Source organism: Bradyrhizobium sp. 186 (assembly GCF_023101685.1).
Lineage (GTDB): Bacteria > Pseudomonadota > Alphaproteobacteria > Rhizobiales > Xanthobacteraceae > Bradyrhizobium.
The window spans coordinates 10,012,313-10,028,162 of sequence record NZ_CP082164.1 but is presented as its reverse complement, the minus strand read 5'-3'; the positions used below and the strand labels follow the sequence as shown (position 1 = coordinate 10,028,162).

Here is a 15,850-nt window from a genome sequence, read left to right as displayed (position 1 = left end):
CTAAACTCAATTCGTGGAAAAGGCCCCTTGAAAAAGGGGCCTTTTCTGCTTCTCGCTTAAGCGTCAGCTACGCTCTCCGGATCGAATATTTCGGCGGCGAGTACGTCTTGTTCGGCCTCGCTCTCAATCGCGAAGGCGCGGGCCCCCTCATAGTTCGCGGGCGCATACGGCAGCTCTCGCAGCCAGTATCCGTACCCTGCCAATCGGATGAAATCCTGGGGCATACGCCACATCATAGTGCTTAGGACCATCTCCGGGTCCTTGCCGTGGATGTGAATGCCTCGGCTGGCCAAGTCTTCAAAGAGTTCCTTCCGAGGAACGGGTCGGCCGGCGTCAAGAATGATTTCCCTAGCGTGCTTACCCACGATGGATCTGCACTTCCTTCGGGTCCGTAGCGATGAAACGCTTCAACGCTTCATCAAACGGCATGTCGAGACCGAACGGAGGCTCCGGTGGTGTCGCCTTGATCTTCTTCGTCACGAGATCAGCACCTTGTACGGCAGAGCGCCGGCAACGCATTCGAACAGATCGTTCATGCGGTCGGCTGGCGTCATGCTACGACGATTGAGCCTCCAAGTCATTTCCTGCACATACTTTTGCAGGTGCTTTTCGGACACCCAGTGATGGGTGCCAATGATCTGGCGCTTGAGAAGCGCCCACACGCTCTCACCTTCTCCGTGACGGTCGGCACCATCTTTGAGGATACCAAGCTCCCATTGCGCATTTGGTTCGGCGCGATCTGGCTGATTACCAACCACCCTAAGAGTCTGTCCGGGATCATGCTGTTTTTTGGCAGAGCTTTCGCAGCATGAGGCGGATTGAGGCGAGGCGCAAGAACGCCAATGCCTTTCGGTTGAGGCACTCCCAATCCTTGGCCAAACGGCGGCAGCGGTTGAGCCAGGCGATGGTGCGTTCGACGATCCATCGCTTGGGCAAGATCGCAAAACTCTTTGCTGTATCGGAGCGCTTGACGATCTCGACGTCGATTTGCCGGAGGATTTTGCGAACGGCGGACTGAAAGATCGGCCCCTGATAGCCGCCGTCAGCATAGAGCTTCAGCAGGAATGGATGCAGGCCAAACAGCGTGGCCATCACCAGCACCCCACCGTCACGATCCTGGATGTCCGCCGAATGCACGAGGGCGTGGAGCAGCAAGCCTTGAGTATCGACTAGGATGTGGCGCTTCTTGCCCTTGATCTTCTTGCCCGCATCGTAGCCATGCGGGTCGATCCACGCCCCCCTTTTTCCGCGCTCTTGACGCTTTGACTGTCGATGATGGCGGCGCTCGGGCTGGGTTCTCGGTTAGCCAATTCTCGACATTGTACATAGAGCGCGTGATGGATGCGATCGAGCGTGCCGTTCCAAGCCCACAAGTCAAAATAGTCGTGCACCGTGCTGCGTGGCGGCAGGTCCTTCGGGATCGCTCGCCATTGGCAACCGGTGCTCAGCACATACATCAGGCCATTGATCACCTCGCGCACATCGACCGTGCGCTTGTTGCCGCCTCGCTTGGCTGGCGCAATCAGCGGCTCCACCAACGCCCATTCCTCATCAGTCAAATCGCTTGGATAGCGTAGCCGGCTTCGGTCGTAACGACCGCGGTTCTCCTTCGTCCACATGGGCGCCCCTTCGAATCGGACCGCCACCCTTGAATCACAAATGATTCCGATGATTCAAGATGTTCCCGGACAGACACTAAGGGGATCGCATCAACGACGTTGGCGCGGGACCTTGGTATCACTCAGAAGTCGGCATGGTTCGTTGGGCCGGGTAATTCGAACCTCGGCTCGACGAGCTTCACAAGGGAATTCCCCGAGAAAAAGTGAGCAGAGGCTTCATACCTGCAGGCCTTGCGCATAAGGCGGCGTGGCTCGGATGGGAGAGCGCTGGAATCGGTAACCGAAAGACCAGCAGTGCAGGACCGCAGGTCCTGAAGCCGAGTCGCAAGGCGAACGGCTTCTATCCGACCGGGTTCAGCTTCATTACCGCATCATCGGTTTAGACACGGGCGCTAACACGATCCCGCCTAGACACCCTCTAAATGCCGGCGATTTGCCCTACCGAGCTCTTTGGCTATTCCCGTCACTGTTCCGATAATCTATCTTTGCAAATCAGAGAATCGGGCTGCCTTCAATGCTTCGCACGAACATACGCAACCTGGTTCGACAGACGCAGCTTCCGAAGTGGAAGCCGCTCTTGCCGCTATTCGAAGCGGTCATGAACTCCTTCCAAGCAATACGTGATGCCAAGCGTAAGCAAGGCGAGGGTCGCATTCGCATCCAGATCGAGCGCGAAGCCTCCCTGTTGCCCGACGAGGTGGCATCGGTCCGTTCGTTTACCATCACCGACAATGGCATCGGCCTAAACGACCTGAATATCGACTCGTTCAACGAGTCGTATTCCGAACATAAGCTCAGTTTGGGCGGAAAGGGATTGGGGCGCTTCACCTGGCTCAAGGCATTCGAACGGGTAGAAATCGAAAGCACGTTCACCGAGGCCGATGTAAAGGACGATCATTTGCGGAGAAGTTTCGTATTCGACGAGAATTACGAACCGGACAACGCAAGCCCGCTGCCGGTCTCCCGCGACACCGCGACCGGCACAACGATCAAGTTGGTCGGATTCAGGGAGCCGTATAAAAGCGCTTGCCCGAAAACTACTGACCAAATCGTTCAACGAATCGTGGAACACTTTCTGCTCATATTTCTTGAACCGAACTGCCCCAACGTCACGATTGAAGATCACGGCCTTATCACCTCAGCGAACGACGTATTTGAAAAGAACTTCAGAAGCCTCGCAACCACAGCTCCTTTCAAAATTGGGCTGTCGGATTTTACCCTGACCGGATTCCGTCTTTCGACACCCAAGGTGTCGAAGAACAAACTCATCTATGCGGCCAACCAGCGCGGAGTTGTAAGCGACAAGCTGGAAGATTTTATCCCCAACCTTAGCGGTCGTATTCATCAACCCGATGGCACGTCCTTTGTTTATCTTGGAATTGTCCAAGGTTCGTACCTGACGCAGCGGGTGAACGCCGCTCGCACGGACTTTGACTTCGCGTCTGAAGATGCAGAGGACGAGGTACCGCTATTCGGAAGTGACGAGATCAAACGTGCTGATATCCGAAATGAATGTGTTCGCCTGATTCAGCAAGAATTGGCAGAACCAATGAAGACCATCAATGATCTAAAGGAGGAGCGGGTACAGGCATACGTTCAGTCGGAGGCGCCCCAATATAAGATCCTCATGAAATACAGCGGCGAATTCATCGCAAAAATTCCGCCCGAAGCAACAAAGCCAGAGATCGAAGCCGCCCTTCACCACGAACTGTATCAGCGCGAAACGCGAATGCGGCAGGAGAGCGGTCGCATCATCAAGGAAGCTGAAAAGGTTGGTGACTACGAGGAGTACAAGAAGCGGTTCGCTGAGTTCATGGAGGACTACAACGAAATTGGAGCTTCGGCCCTCGCCCAGTACGTTGCACATCGCCGAATCATTCTCGACTTTCTGGAACGTGCTATCGGCCGTGCCGAAGCAGCCGACAAATTTCCGCTCGAAAGCGTTGTCCATCAACTGATCTATCCGATGAAGCATACGTCGGACGAGTTGCCGTATCCCGAACAGAACTTATGGATGATCGACGAGCGCCTGACCTACCATTCCTTCATTTCGTCCGATCCTACTCTCTCCACGTTGGACCGTGTCGAAATAGAATCGCTAAAGCGACCCGACCTATTTATATTTGATCAGAAAATGATCTACGGAGAAGGGGAAAGAGCAGGCACAGACTCGCCGGTCACTTCGCTTACCCTCGTCGAGTTCAAGCGCCCGATGCGAAACGACTACACACTGGCCGATAACCCGGTCAATCAGTGCTTCGATCTTGTAAAAGTTATTCGAAGCGGGAAGTTCAAAAATCAAAGAGGGCGGCCGATTCCAGCCGCAAACGATAAGATTCCCGCATATTGCTACATCATCGCCGACATCACCCCGAGCCTCAAGGACATCCTTGAGACGAACGATGCGTATCCCACGCCAGACGGCCAGGGTTACTACGGGTTCCAGAAGACGTTCGGGATCTACTACGAGGTCAGCAGCTACGACAAGCTGTTGCAGGACGCACGCAAGCGCAACCGCATTTTCTTCGAAAAACTGAACGTACTCGCGCAGTCAAGTAACTAGTTCCGTTTCGGTAGGCCGACATGAAAAACGATCGGAGAATCGCCCATCGAATTGTCAAAGAAAACCGTAATAGAAAGGACCCTCTCGCAAATCCAGAGCGAAAAAATAGACGAAGGGTCGCATAGGCGGGTAAACGAAGAACACCTCGACTCCCCGGCGGCCTCGCCTGAAGTCTACGCACCGAGGGCTGTGAAGCGATCTAGCACAAGGACGGCCGACTTAAAGTGAAGCGCGGGACCGTTGCCTCCGACCCGTCACAGGGCGTAAAGGTCGAACGAAATCATGAGGTAATGCTTTAGGCAGCGGACTTGAAGGGGTGCATCTTGGATACGGCTCGCCAACTGACCGAGCTAATCGGTCGCTTTGAACGCAATCGCGATAGCTATCTATCGAGTCATTACAATGAAACTCAGGTACGAAGAGAATTTGTTGATCCGCTTTTCAGGCTACTTGGTTGGGACGTAGATAACACTAGTGGTCATGCGGAGGCCTACAAGGACGTTATCCATGAAGATGCGATCAAGATCGGCGGAAACACAAAGGCTCCCGACTATTGCTTTCGCATAGGAGGCGTTCGCAAGTTTTTTGTGGAAGCCAAGAAGCCCGCCGTCAAAGTGAAGACTGATCAAGAAGCTGCCTTTCAGCTCCGCAGATACGGATGGTCCGCTAAGCTCCCTCTTTCAGTCCTGACTGACTTCGAGGAATTCGCAGTCTACGATACTAGGTTGCGTCCGAATAAGGACGATGATGCCTCGGTCGCGCGAGTGTTGTACTTAAATACTCAGGACTATCTCAATCGTTGGAGTGAGATTGACGAGGTATTTTCTAAGGAGGCAATCCTAAGAGGCTCGTTCGATCGGTATGCCACTACGGCCAAGGCCAAACGAGGCACCCTTGAAGTGGATTCCGCATTCCTCTCCGAAATTGAGGAGTGGCGATTGCTTCTCGCAAAAAACTTTGCGCTGAGGAATCCATCGATCAACGAGACAGATTTGAACTATGCGGTCCAGATGACGATCGATCGCATAGTGTTCCTGAGGATCTGCGAAGATCGTGGGATCGAAGATTACGGTCGTCTCCGAGATCTCAGAGAACGACCTGATACCTATGGAGGCTTACTCGATTTGTATCGAAAAGCCGAAGCTCGATACAATTCCGGTCTATTCCACTTTGCGGTTGAAAGAAACCGCTGGGGAGTCCCAGATACACTAACGCCGAGACTTCAGTTCGACGACAAGATCCTCCGTCAAATTCTTGGGGGACTCTACTATCCTGAGAGTCCATACGAATTTTCGGTGCTTCCAGCAGATATTCTCGGACAGGTATACGAAGAGTTTTTAGGCAAGGCCATTCGGCTAACGAAGTCTCATCGAGCTGTTGTCGAAGAAAAACCCGAAGTCCGCAAAGCGGGTGGCGTCTATTACACTCCCGCATACATTGTGTCCTATATGGTAAGGCAGACGGTCCACCGATTGCTAAACGGGCCAGACGATCGGCCCGCTCCCATCACGCTAAAGAAGGCATCGTCCCTACGCATACTGGACCCTGCGTGCGGATCCGGTACATTTCTCATCGAAGCCTATCAACTAATGCTCGATTGGTATTTGACCCAATATCGAAAGAACCCCGAATATTATTCAAGAGGGGCGCAACCTAAGCTGTTCAAGACGAGAAACGGTGAATGGCGTCTGACGACGACGGAACGGAAGAGTATTCTTCTAAACAACATCTACGGCGCAGATGTTGACCGGCAAGCTGTCGAGGTAACCAAGCTATCGTTGCTCTTGAAAGTTACAGAAGGTGAAACAGAGCAGATAGCGCAGAGGGACTGGATCCGCGATCAGGAGCGCATTCTGCCTGATCTCGCTCACAATATCAGGTGCGGAAATTCCATCGTCGGCAGTGACTTCTATGAAGTCGAGCAAGCCTCGTTCCTTCCGGAAGAAACTAAGTATCGGATTAATGCATTCGACTGGAAGACCGGTTTCTCGCAAATCATGGTGCATGAAGGCGGCTTCGATTGCGTTATCGGCAACCCGCCTTACGTCGATATAAAAGGAATGCCTGACGAAGTCGCTAACTACATCTTTGACAGGTATGACTGCGCAAACAACCGGATAAACCTGTTTGCAACATTTATTGAGAAGTCCGTCGAACTTCTCAAGTCCTCTGATGCGTATTTCTCAATGATCGTCCCAACCGCTTTGTTGGTGCAGAGCTCCTATTCGGACCTGAGGGGAGCGCTTCTGAGGCGCACAAATGTTCTAGGGCTCACAAGGCTGCCCAACGAATCGTTTGGCTCAAGCGCTGGTAAGGTCAAGGTCGACACCGTGATTCTCACGGCGAGCATGCCGTCGTCAGCGATGAGCCCCGTGAGAATGGTTGCTTACAAGGGGTATGAGCGAATAAAGGAAATCGTTCCTGACCAAGCCGCCGTCAACGGCACTCTCGACAAGTCTCGCCTGGCCGGGTCGAAAATGTGGGCGATCAACACAACGGACGAAGACGATTCTCTACTCAAGAAAGTAAGGCAACGTGGGGTACCGTTAGAGACCTTTGTCCAAATTAGCCTGGGCCTGACGCCCTATGATAAATACCGAGGGCACACCAAGGAACAGATCAAAAGCCAAGCGTTTCACGCAACCGTCGCAAAAGACGAGACCTTTAAGCCCTTGCTCAGCGGCAACGATGTCCGGCGCTATTCTGTGAAATGGAACGGTATTCAGTATATCTCCTATGGTCCATGGCTTGGAGCGCCCCGAGAGCAGCGCTTTTTTACTCAGCGAAGAATACTCGTGAAACAAATAATCGACTGGACTGATCTTCGAATCTGGGCCGCCGTTTGCGAGGACGAGTTTTACAACACTCAAAATGCGTTTGCGCTGCTGCCGAAAGATGGAGCGAATTTGGACTACCTTGCCGGAGTGCTCAATAGCAAGCTTATGAGCTTCTATCACCGCAAGACGTTCCTTGACGAATTTAAGATGCGCTTCCAAAAAATTCTCATAAAAGAGTGCAAGCAATTTCCATTCGTTGGTCCCGCAACACAGGAACAAGAATCGCTCGCGAACGAGATAGCGAAGAAGGTCCGAGCTCTCAGGACAACAATGGCTTCTGCGCAGGCAGCGACTACCCCGTCGCAAGCTGAATTTTTTAGCAATAAGGCAGGAGGTTTGGATAACGATATCGACCAGCTAGTTTATACGATGTACGAACTTTCACCCGCCGAGGTGCAGAGGATAGAAGCAGCGTTTGCAAAAATCGTGACAGATGGCAGGTCAGTGTAGAGCGTGGTTGGCGCATAGCAGCGCCAGCCCGCAACCGCTTGATCAGGCGACCTTGCGGGCCGGTACGGCCCTCGGCCCTTTGCCCTCACTCAGCTGGGCGTCCAGTTCGCCAGACCGCACAGCCTTGATGAGCGCATCGATCACGCCGGGCAATTTATCCAACGCCCCAACCGCAATGGCCGCCTTGCCTTTTTCAAACTCGATGCGCTTCGATCCCACCTTCACGGTCATTACGTAACCGCCGGTCTGGTCTTGCTGCCACCACTTGCTCGTGCGGAGCGGTCTTTCAACAAGCACCTTCTCGCCGCCTTCCTTCTTTTCCCAGCGCTTGATGCGCCTCTGGTACGAAGGATCGGCCAGCAGCTTCTTTTGATCTTCCAAGCGGGACACCATGCGTTCCCGTTTGATAATCAGGGGATCAGAGTTGGGCTTCGGCTGCGGGACGAACGTAAGGGACTTGAGGATAGCGGTCGACATCGTTGGGCTCCTGCTGTTGGATGGACGTAACGCCAACCCGACATACAGCCTTCGGTCAGATGGTCGAGCCGAAATCGACCAAAACAAGGTTGTAACATGATATTTGCGGAACCACCCCTTTGTGGGGGATAATTCCATCCGTCTCGTCACGCCCATCACTGTGCCTCGCCTTGCATGTTCTGCCTCCAGCGGAGCAGGCCTTGCATTGCTAGCAACTTATTTGATTGTGCTGATTTAGTGCGGCAGGACCTGGTGGCTATGCGAGCGTGGTTGTCAACAATCCTATTGATGATGGCGATCGAGGGGGCCGCGGCAGGTCCACTCGAACAAGCGAATGCGGCCTATGTTAGGGGCGACTTCGTCAGTGCGGCGCAAATGTATATCGAGCTTTCTAAGCAAGGAGATCCCACCGCTCAGGTTCAACTTGGATTGATGTACGACGACGGTCGAGGAGTTCACACAAATTTCGACGAGGCGGTGCGTTGGTATTCCGTTGCGAGCTCGCAGGGTAATTCTCTCGCTCCATATTATCTGGGCCGAATCTTTCATGATGGTAGAGGCGGTCCGAAGAACTACGCCAAAGCACGACGCTGGTATAGCGTCGCAGCTGACAGAGGAGAAACAAAGGCGGCCGTCAATTTGGGAGCGATGTATGCCTTCGGCTTGGGCGGGCCGCAGAATTATCAGACGGCCGGGCTTTGGTTCTTACTAGCTGCAGATCGAGGTGACCTTGTAGCGCAGGACAATCTGGGTGTTCTTTATCAGGAGGGCAGAGGCGTCCCGCAGAACTACACGAAAGCCTACATGTGGTTTGCCCTCGCCGCAGGGGAGGGCGATGGCGTGGCGGCTAAGCACCGAGATCTGATTGCTAACCACATGACGCCCGCTCAGCTCGAGAAAGCTAGGCGACTATCAGCACAGAAGATGTATGCGATTATACGTTGCTACATTGCTTCTGCACTGCCTTGCTACTGGAGGTGATCCAGTTTCAGAAATGACCGGACCGTGCATTCAGGAACTTAGATCTTCTCAATTCATACACCAGCCCGCTAAACGTCTGGATAACTGTTTTGCCTAAGCCGTTTGTAAGGCGTCGCTTGTACTTTCGTCCGTAACAGAAACGGGGATGGCAATGGTAGTCGGTTTGCGGATCGCGATACTTCTCTGCTGTGCTTATGCAGGTTGGCAGACTGCAAGCGTCCAATCTGGAGAACTGCCAGGGGCTCAGCAACCGCAGCAACACATTCCGATAGACCGACAATGAACAAACCAAAACATCACGTCGAAAATCCGCAACCACGGCAGGCACGGCGTGCTGACCTGGCGCCGGCCACCGGTTATGCAATCGTCGTCGACGGGCGCTTCAAGACCGAATTTGTTGATGAGAACGCCGCAATGAAAGCGGCAGCCGAGTTGCTGGCCAAGTATCCGATGCTAAAGATCGAAATCTACGATGCATCGTCGAAATCACGGGCGCTAGTGCAATAGCCGCACCCTGAGCCAACTTTGCGGTCCCTGTCAGCCTCCCATCGAACTAACCCATCCGCAACCCATACGTAAATCGACGGTAACCATCACTTAGGGTCGCCGACAAGTTGCAATGGGTGCTTAACTTCCCCCTTCATAGGCTTTGGCCTGAGGAGCATCCAGCACTCGACCATTGTCTCAAGCAATAGGTCTGCGGAGCACAACTTGGAAGAGTGGGTCATGGGCAACACGGTTTCGTTCGGTCGATTGATCCGAAAGAGCAACCTCAGAGAAGTTTGGGAACGAGAAGCCGGTGACTTTACCCCATGGCTCGCTCGCCCAGAGAATCTGCAGTTGCTCGCAGAAGCGTTATACCTGGAGCAGCTCACTCTGGAGGCTACAGAGCACGACGTTGGTCGATTTTCTGCCGACATCGTCGCTAGGGATACGGACGGGCTTGTCCTAATCGAAAATCAGATTGAGGCAACCGATCACAGGCATTTGGGACAAATTCTCACTTATTTGGCCGGCTTAGAAGAGGCCGCGACGGTCGTCTGGATCGCACGACAATTTTTAGAAGAGCATCGCGCCGCAATAGATTGGCTGAATGCAAACACTGTGGACCGCTTCTCTTTCTTTGGAGTGGAGATTGAGGTCTTTCAGATCAACGATTCGGCGTTAGCACCGCACTTCAACGTGGTAGCGAAGCCAAACGATTGGAGTCGAGGGGTCGGCAGTCGGATCAAGAGCATTGAGGGCGCGACCCCAAATCCACTTCGGCAGTTATATCTCGACTACTGGAGCGGCTTGCATGATTATCTGGTTCAGAATGAAAGAACCATCAGGCCGCCGAAGCCGCTCCCGCAGCAATGGTTGACGTTCGGAGTCGGCCGGGGTGGATTTTACTTGAATACGGCATTCCAACGCGAGCAGCGACGGATACGTGTCGAGCTCGTCATCAATGGACCCGACAAAGCGGCATTCAGAGCCTTACAGTGTAGCGAAGGGGAGATCACGAAGGACTACGGTGTCCCCCTTACTTGGGATGAAATGCCTGGGCGGAAATCGTCGAGGATAGCTCTGTACCGAGATGAAATTGATATGGCGGATCGCAGCACATGGGCTGACCAGTTTCGTTGGTATGCCGATCAGGTCAAAACTTTTCGGCGTGTCTTCACGCAGCGGCTCCGTGCTTTGGATGAAATGGTCGATAGCTCGATCGCCGTAGGCAATGACCAGGAATAGTTACGAGCCACTTCTCGACCGGGCCGTCACACGATGAGATTGATTTTTAGCAGAAAAGGATTCGATGGCTCGTCTGGGAAGGCGCCGTCTCCCATTATTGAGGGTGTGCCAATGAGCCTTCCTATTCCAACACGACACCGGTCAACTACCACCTATCGTGCCTTGGGAATGGGCGAACTCGTTGAGAAGATGACAAAAGGGCGAATTGTAGCCGATGACCTGTGCCACGAAGACCCGGTATTTCAGGACGGCCGCTGGGCATTCGGCCAAACAGGCGCAGCACAATCGCATCTCGAACGAAACGGTGTAGGCATTGGTGATGTGTTTCTCTTCTTCGGCCTGTTCGCCTCTCATGAAGGCCGTGACCGACATCATAGAATCTTTGGGTACTTGGAAGTCAATGAGGTCTATCTGGTTGGCCAGAGGCCGTCCGAGATCGACAGTCCTGTCGGCTTCGACCGGAGACATCCTCACACGATAGGTGAGTGGAATAGGAACAACACGATTTATGTAGGAGCAGGAGCAAAGGCAGGGCATGCGCATCCTTTTTTGCGACTGACAAGGCCACACTCGCTTCCGTCCGTTTGGCATATCCCGGCTTGGCTCAAAGGTGCAGGCCTAACCTATCACTCAAATCCCGATCGCTGGATCGGCGATCACGAGCTCCGTAGCGCCGCACGTGGACAAGAGTTCGTTGCAAACATTGGTGATGAAGAGGAGCCGAGAAGGTGGCTTCGAACAATTCAGCCAGCAGTTGATGAAAACCATTCGAACTCTCATTTATAAAAGAACGCATTCTGGAGACCCTGATCCTGTACGAGGACTGTTCGGTAATCACAACTGCATGGGAACAGTTCGAGGCTGGGCCTATGACGCAGTCATCGGAATTGGTGGAATTGGACCGGAACCCAATCGCAACCGCATAGCCGGGAAACTCACGTGGATTGGAATCGGGCCGCACAAGGTATTTGACGATCCTACGAAACCACGCAGCCCTCGAGTTACTTTCGATCATTTCCGATACTATGGAGAGCGTGGTCCCTTACTGGAGGTTGTCTATCCAATGCTGGCGAGGCGAATGTATAAAAGGAACGTCAGGGTCCTAATACATTCAGCGGGCCGATCAACGTCGTACCAGACAGTTGAGCTAGATTCGGACGTGGAAAAGATCCTCCAACTCGCAAAAAGATCGCCGTCCTCATCGAATTTGCACAGGCGAGAGGAGCTATTGCCGGCGACAAAATGTGGCCGAGGGCGCTCTATAGCTAGCCTTGCCATCCCTACATGCGCCGCACCGAGACGGCGTCGGAAGCGACTTGAATGTCAACAACCTGCTAGAACAGCCGCTTCTAAGTCGTGACGTGTAGGACGAAAGTCCACCACCACGTCACGTGGTCGCTCAGCTTCTGCGTCGCAGCACCGCCGATAACCACGTTTTCTACTTTAATCTATCTTTAGCTTTCTGCTAACAATCCCGGTCTCATGGTCGTCCTCAAAGCGGAGGCGGCCTATGCCTTTGATGAGATACTTCGGGTTCGTCGGCAGTGCTCTCGCCCTATTGCTGATCGGAGCAGGCTGGTGGTTCCCCCGTACGCCCACGATGAAGGCCGCCTTGTTCTGAGAGGCGGATTGAGCACTCATAAGCACGTGTTTAAGAGCGAGCTTAAGAGCGATTGATGGGTCAGATTTCGGTGCTGACGGGGCCGGAACGCCGGCGGCGTTGGAGCGAGGATGAGCGGTGCCGGATCGTTGCGGAGGCCTTTGCGCCGGGATCGTGTGTGGCGCAGGTTGCGCGGGATCACGATATTTCAACGGGGCTGATTTACACCTGGCGGCGTCGGCTTCGCCAGGACCTTGCTGACCAGGGCTTTGTGGAAGCGGCGATGGAAGCGGAGCCGATCAAGGAAGCGGCACCGTCCGGTGAAGTGATCGTGGTGGAATTGACGGGGAGCGGACGGATCAGGATTTGCGGGTCGGCGCCGCCCTTGCTGGTGTCGGCGGTGTTGAAGGCGCTGCGATGATTCCGATCCCCTCTGGCGTGCGGGTATGGCTGGCGACGGGCCATACCGATATGCGGCGCGGCTTTCCGAGCCTGGCTTTGCAGGTGCAGGAGGTCTTGAAGCATGACCCACTGGGGGGTCATTTGTTTTGCTTCAGGGGGCGCCGTTCAGATCTGATAAAAATCATCTGGCACGATTCTCAGGGAGCGTGCCTGTTTACAAAAAGACTCGAAAGAGGAAGATTCATCTGGCCTTCGGCTGCCGGTGAAGCCGTGACGATCTCTCCGGCGCAGCTTTCTTACCTGCTATCTGGGATCGACTGGCGGAATCCTCAAGAAACTTTGCGTCCAACGCGAGTTGGATAGCATTCTGCGATTGAACCTACCGGGAAATCTGATTCACTGGCTTCATGAGTTTGAAGCCGGATGACCTTCCTTCGGATCTCGCCAGCGCCCAGGCGGCGCTGTTGATCGAACGTGAGGCGTTGCGGGCTGAACGCGACGCGCGGCTGAGGGTCGAGGTCGAACGCGATGCGGCCGCGGCGAAGGTCAGCCGGATACAGGCCGAAGCCATCAATTGGCAAGCCGAAGCGGCCAACGCGCGGGCGAAGCTGTCGGACAATGAGGCGCTGATCGCGCATCTCGAGCTGCGGATCGAGAAGCTCAAACGCGAACTGTACGGGCCGCGTTCCGAGCGCACGGCGCGGCTGATCGAGCAGTTGGAATTGGAACTTGAAGAACTCGTCACCACGGCGAGCGAGGATGAGCTCGCCGCGCAGGCCGCGGCGGCAAAGGCGCAGAGCGTACGCGCCTTCACGCGCAAGCGGCCGGTGCGCAAGCCATGGCCGGATGACATCGAACGCGAGCGCGTCGTCATTGAGGCTCCAACGAGCTGCGCCTGCTGCGGTGGATCGCGGCTGGCGAAGATCGGTGAGGATGTGACCAAGACGCTGGAGGAGATCCCGCGCTGCTTCAAGGTCATCGAGACGGTACGCGAGAAGTTCACCTGCCGCGATTGCGAGAAGATCAGCCAGCCGCCGGCGCCGTTCCATGCCACGCCGCGCGGCTTCATCGGCCCGCAATTGCTGGCGACGATCCTGTTCGACAAGTTCGGTATGCATATCCCGCTCAATCGCCAGAGTGCGCGCTTTAAGTGCGAGGGGATCGACTTGCCGTTGTCGACCCTGGCCGATCAGGTCGGTCACGGGACCTTCGCCGTGATGCCGCTCTTCCACCTGATCGAGCGCCATGTACTCGCGGCCGAGCGCCTGCATGGCGACGACACCACCATCCGCATCCTGGCCAAGAGCAAGTGCACAACCGGGCGGATCTGGACTTATGTGCGCGATGACCGGCCCTTCGCCGGGCCTGCGCCGCCGGCGGCGGTCTATTACGCCTCGAGCGACCGGCGAGGTGAGCACCCGCAGAAGCATCTGGCCGCCTTCGCCGGCATCCTGCAAGCGGATTGCTACAGCGGCTTCGAGCCGTTGTTCGATCCGCAAAAGAAAGCGATGCCGATCACACCGGCGTTTTGCCTGGCCCATGCGCGGCGGGGCTTCTTCGAGCTGGCCGACATCGAGAAAAACGCCCGGGAAGGCCAGAAGGGCAAACCCATCTCCCCGATCGCACTGGAGGCGGTCAGACGCCTCGATGCGTTGTTCGAGATCGAACGCGCCATCAATGGCCGCAGCGCCGACGAGCGGCGTGCCGTGCGCCAGGAGAGGAGCAAACCACTTCTCGACGACATGCACGCCTGGTTGCTCCGCGAGCGCGAAACCCTCTCGCGCTCCTCCGAGGTCCTGAAGCCTATGAACTACATGCTCAGGCGCTGGGACGACTTCGCCCGCTTCCTCGACGATGGCAGGATCTGCTTGACCAACAATTGTGCTGAGCGCGCATTGAGGGGCATCGCATTGGGAAGGCGCAACTGGACCTTCGCCGGCAGCCAGCGCGGTGCCGACCGTGCCGCCATCATGCTGACGATGATCACGACCTGTCGCCTCAACGACGTCGATCCCAAGGCCTGGCTCGCCGACGTCCTCGCCCGTATCGCCGATCTTCCCGCGTCGCGTCTGCACGAACTGCTGCCCTGGGAATGGAAGCTCCTGCGCCAAGCCGACAAGCCCGCCGATCAGCAGGCCGCCTGACCTTCACGCAACGCCATCATAGAGCTCGCCGTGCCCGCGCGCATGTCTCAATCAGGCGGTCTTCGTCGTATGCGTACGTTCCCCCGGCCGGGACCAGACCTGGTCAGTGACGTCGCAGAACGGAAAAGGATCAGAATCAGTTCGGTCGAGCATCCGCCTGAACGAGTGGTCATAGACACGAATCTGCCGACGATCGTGCCGCTGCAGAGCGAGGACTTCGCTCCGCCAGCGATTACGGTGGCACCTGCCCAACATCGATTACAGGACGCATTTGCAGGAGTGGAAGTCGGCCCACAATCCACTACGCCTAAGCCTGTTGTCGATGTTGCGAAGGCGAAGCATGTTGCCAAACGTGAAGCTGCAAAGAAGGTTGTGGCGCATCGTGCCGCGCCACCGCTGAATATTGCGCCGGCTCCGACCTACATCGCACAACAGCCAACACCCAGCACCAGAATGTCCTTACTTGAGACACTGAAGGAGCGTTTAGGACAGACCCTCTTCAAGCTAAACTGATGAACATGCAGCCTCGCAGCAACGCACAGCGAGGGCGAGCGTAGTTTAAAAGGCGGGATAAATAACTCATGCAGCATTCCGCTGCAAACGGAGAGTTATTTATGAGTGTCATATTGGACCGTCATGATTTTGAGACGTCCAACCAGCCGACCAAAGAGAAGAAACCACAAAACACTGGACGAGAACGAAAGCGCAAGTTTGTACCTGCTACTGACGTTTGCCTCTGGTTGTCGAGCAATGCTCCTCTCAGCTTTGAGGAGCTGATCGACATTCGATATTGCCTTTATCATCGGTGTAGCAGAGCGGGCTACAAGGTGAACGATCGGACAGAGGACGAATTTAAGTTCCAGGGACGTCACAGCACATTGCAGGTGGTCAGTGACAGCGCTCGTCGACCTCTATTGCGCAAGCTGCGGGAGCTAGCGAAGGAGAAACGATGGCAAGGGCTTGGCCAGGGAAACGACTGGCACACTAGATTGAGCCGAAATGGCCCGCACGACATGAGCCGTGCGAGCCACAATTGCTCACAGCCT

General features: G+C 55.0%; 12 protein-coding genes and 2 pseudogenes. 10 read left to right on the top strand and 4 right to left on the bottom strand.

Annotated features, from left to right (window positions below):
• Positions 1–357: 357 nt before the first annotated feature.
• The 3 genes and pseudogenes from IVB18_RS51800 to IVB18_RS47950 form a co-directional block, all read right to left on the bottom strand.
• Positions 358–480, bottom strand: a complete 123-nt coding sequence (locus IVB18_RS51800) for a hypothetical protein (RefSeq protein WP_256476672.1) — start codon at positions 478–480, stop codon at positions 358–360.
• Between the two features lie 77 nt (positions 481–557).
• Positions 558–662, bottom strand: a pseudogene (locus IVB18_RS47955) (transposase); the annotation flags it as partial.
• Between the two features lie 115 nt (positions 663–777).
• A pseudogene (locus IVB18_RS47950) lies at positions 778–1,619 on the bottom strand (IS5 family transposase).
• Between the two features lie 598 nt (positions 1,620–2,217).
• Here IVB18_RS47950 and IVB18_RS47945 point away from each other — a divergent pair.
• Together IVB18_RS47945 and IVB18_RS47940 are read left to right on the top strand one after the other, a co-directional pair.
• On the top strand, positions 2,218–4,182 hold the full coding sequence (locus IVB18_RS47945; protein ID WP_247986996.1) for an ATP-binding protein: 1,965 nt from the start codon (positions 2,218–2,220) through the stop codon (positions 4,180–4,182).
• A 323-nt stretch (positions 4,183–4,505) separates the two neighbouring features.
• Positions 4,506–7,469, top strand: a complete 2,964-nt coding sequence (locus tag IVB18_RS47940) for a TaqI-like C-terminal specificity domain-containing protein (protein WP_247986995.1) — start codon at positions 4,506–4,508, stop codon at positions 7,467–7,469.
• A gap of 42 nt (positions 7,470–7,511) precedes the next feature.
• Here IVB18_RS47940 and IVB18_RS47935 read toward each other — a convergent pair whose 3' ends face one another.
• On the bottom strand, positions 7,512–7,946 hold the full coding sequence (locus IVB18_RS47935; RefSeq protein WP_247986994.1) for a DUF6641 family protein: 435 nt from the start codon (positions 7,944–7,946) through the stop codon (positions 7,512–7,514).
• 288 nt (positions 7,947–8,234) lie between these two features.
• Here IVB18_RS47935 and IVB18_RS47930 point away from each other — a divergent pair, with 288 nt between their 5' ends.
• The 8 genes from IVB18_RS47930 to IVB18_RS47895 all read left to right on the top strand — a co-directional run bounded on the left by IVB18_RS47930 (position 8,235) and on the right by IVB18_RS47895 (position 15,317).
• The gene (locus IVB18_RS47930; RefSeq protein WP_247986993.1) at positions 8,235–8,927 is read left to right on the top strand and encodes a tetratricopeptide repeat protein; all 693 of its coding nucleotides are present in this window, start codon (positions 8,235–8,237) and stop codon (positions 8,925–8,927) included.
• 279 nt (positions 8,928–9,206) lie between these two features.
• Positions 9,207–9,434: a hypothetical protein gene (locus tag IVB18_RS47925; RefSeq protein WP_247986992.1), complete on the top strand. Its 228-nt coding sequence runs from the start codon at positions 9,207–9,209 to the stop codon at positions 9,432–9,434.
• A 219-nt stretch (positions 9,435–9,653) separates the two neighbouring features.
• Complete coding sequence (locus IVB18_RS47920) at positions 9,654–10,658, top strand: DUF4268 domain-containing protein (RefSeq protein WP_247986991.1); 1,005 nt, start codon at positions 9,654–9,656, stop codon at positions 10,656–10,658.
• A gap of 33 nt (positions 10,659–10,691) precedes the next feature.
• Positions 10,692–11,444, top strand: a complete 753-nt coding sequence (locus tag IVB18_RS47915; RefSeq protein WP_247986990.1) for a hypothetical protein — start codon at positions 10,692–10,694, stop codon at positions 11,442–11,444.
• A gap of 890 nt (positions 11,445–12,334) precedes the next feature.
• On the top strand, positions 12,335–12,679 hold the full coding sequence (locus IVB18_RS47910; protein ID WP_188106852.1) for a transposase: 345 nt from the start codon (positions 12,335–12,337) through the stop codon (positions 12,677–12,679).
• Positions 12,676–13,023: an IS66 family insertion sequence element accessory protein TnpB gene (gene tnpB, locus IVB18_RS47905; protein WP_082758020.1), complete on the top strand. Its 348-nt coding sequence runs from the start codon at positions 12,676–12,678 to the stop codon at positions 13,021–13,023. Before IVB18_RS47910 ends, tnpB begins: the two co-directional genes overlap by 4 nt.
• 44 nt (positions 13,024–13,067) lie before the next feature.
• Positions 13,068–14,804, top strand: a complete 1,737-nt coding sequence (locus IVB18_RS47900) for an IS66 family transposase (protein ID WP_247983306.1) — start codon at positions 13,068–13,070, stop codon at positions 14,802–14,804.
• A 30-nt stretch (positions 14,805–14,834) separates the two neighbouring features.
• Entirely contained in the window at positions 14,835–15,317 is a 483-nt protein-coding gene (locus tag IVB18_RS47895; protein WP_247986989.1) for a hypothetical protein, read from the top strand.
• Positions 15,318–15,850: the final 533 nt, after the last annotated feature.

Bases quoted from the DNA above. Each gene is read 5' to 3' on its own strand.
- IVB18_RS47945 (WP_247986996.1), top strand. From the start codon at position 2,218: ATGAACTCCTTCCAAGCAATACGTGATGCCAAGCGTAAGCAAGGCGAG.
- IVB18_RS47935 (WP_247986994.1), bottom strand. From the start codon at position 7,946: ATGTCGACCGCTATCCTCAAGTCCCTTACGTTCGTCCCGCAGCCGAAG.
- IVB18_RS47930 (WP_247986993.1), top strand. From the start codon at position 8,235: ATGATGGCGATCGAGGGGGCCGCGGCAGGTCCACTCGAACAAGCGAAT.
- IVB18_RS47925 (WP_247986992.1), top strand. From the start codon at position 9,207: ATGAACAAACCAAAACATCACGTCGAAAATCCGCAACCACGGCAGGCA.
- IVB18_RS47920 (WP_247986991.1), top strand. From the start codon at position 9,654: ATGGGCAACACGGTTTCGTTCGGTCGATTGATCCGAAAGAGCAACCTC.
- IVB18_RS47915 (WP_247986990.1), top strand. From the start codon at position 10,692: ATGAGATTGATTTTTAGCAGAAAAGGATTCGATGGCTCGTCTGGGAAG.
- IVB18_RS47910 (WP_188106852.1), top strand. From the start codon at position 12,335: ATGGGTCAGATTTCGGTGCTGACGGGGCCGGAACGCCGGCGGCGTTGG.
- tnpB (WP_082758020.1), top strand. From the start codon at position 12,676: ATGATTCCGATCCCCTCTGGCGTGCGGGTATGGCTGGCGACGGGCCAT.
- IVB18_RS47900 (WP_247983306.1), top strand. From the start codon at position 13,068: ATGAGTTTGAAGCCGGATGACCTTCCTTCGGATCTCGCCAGCGCCCAG.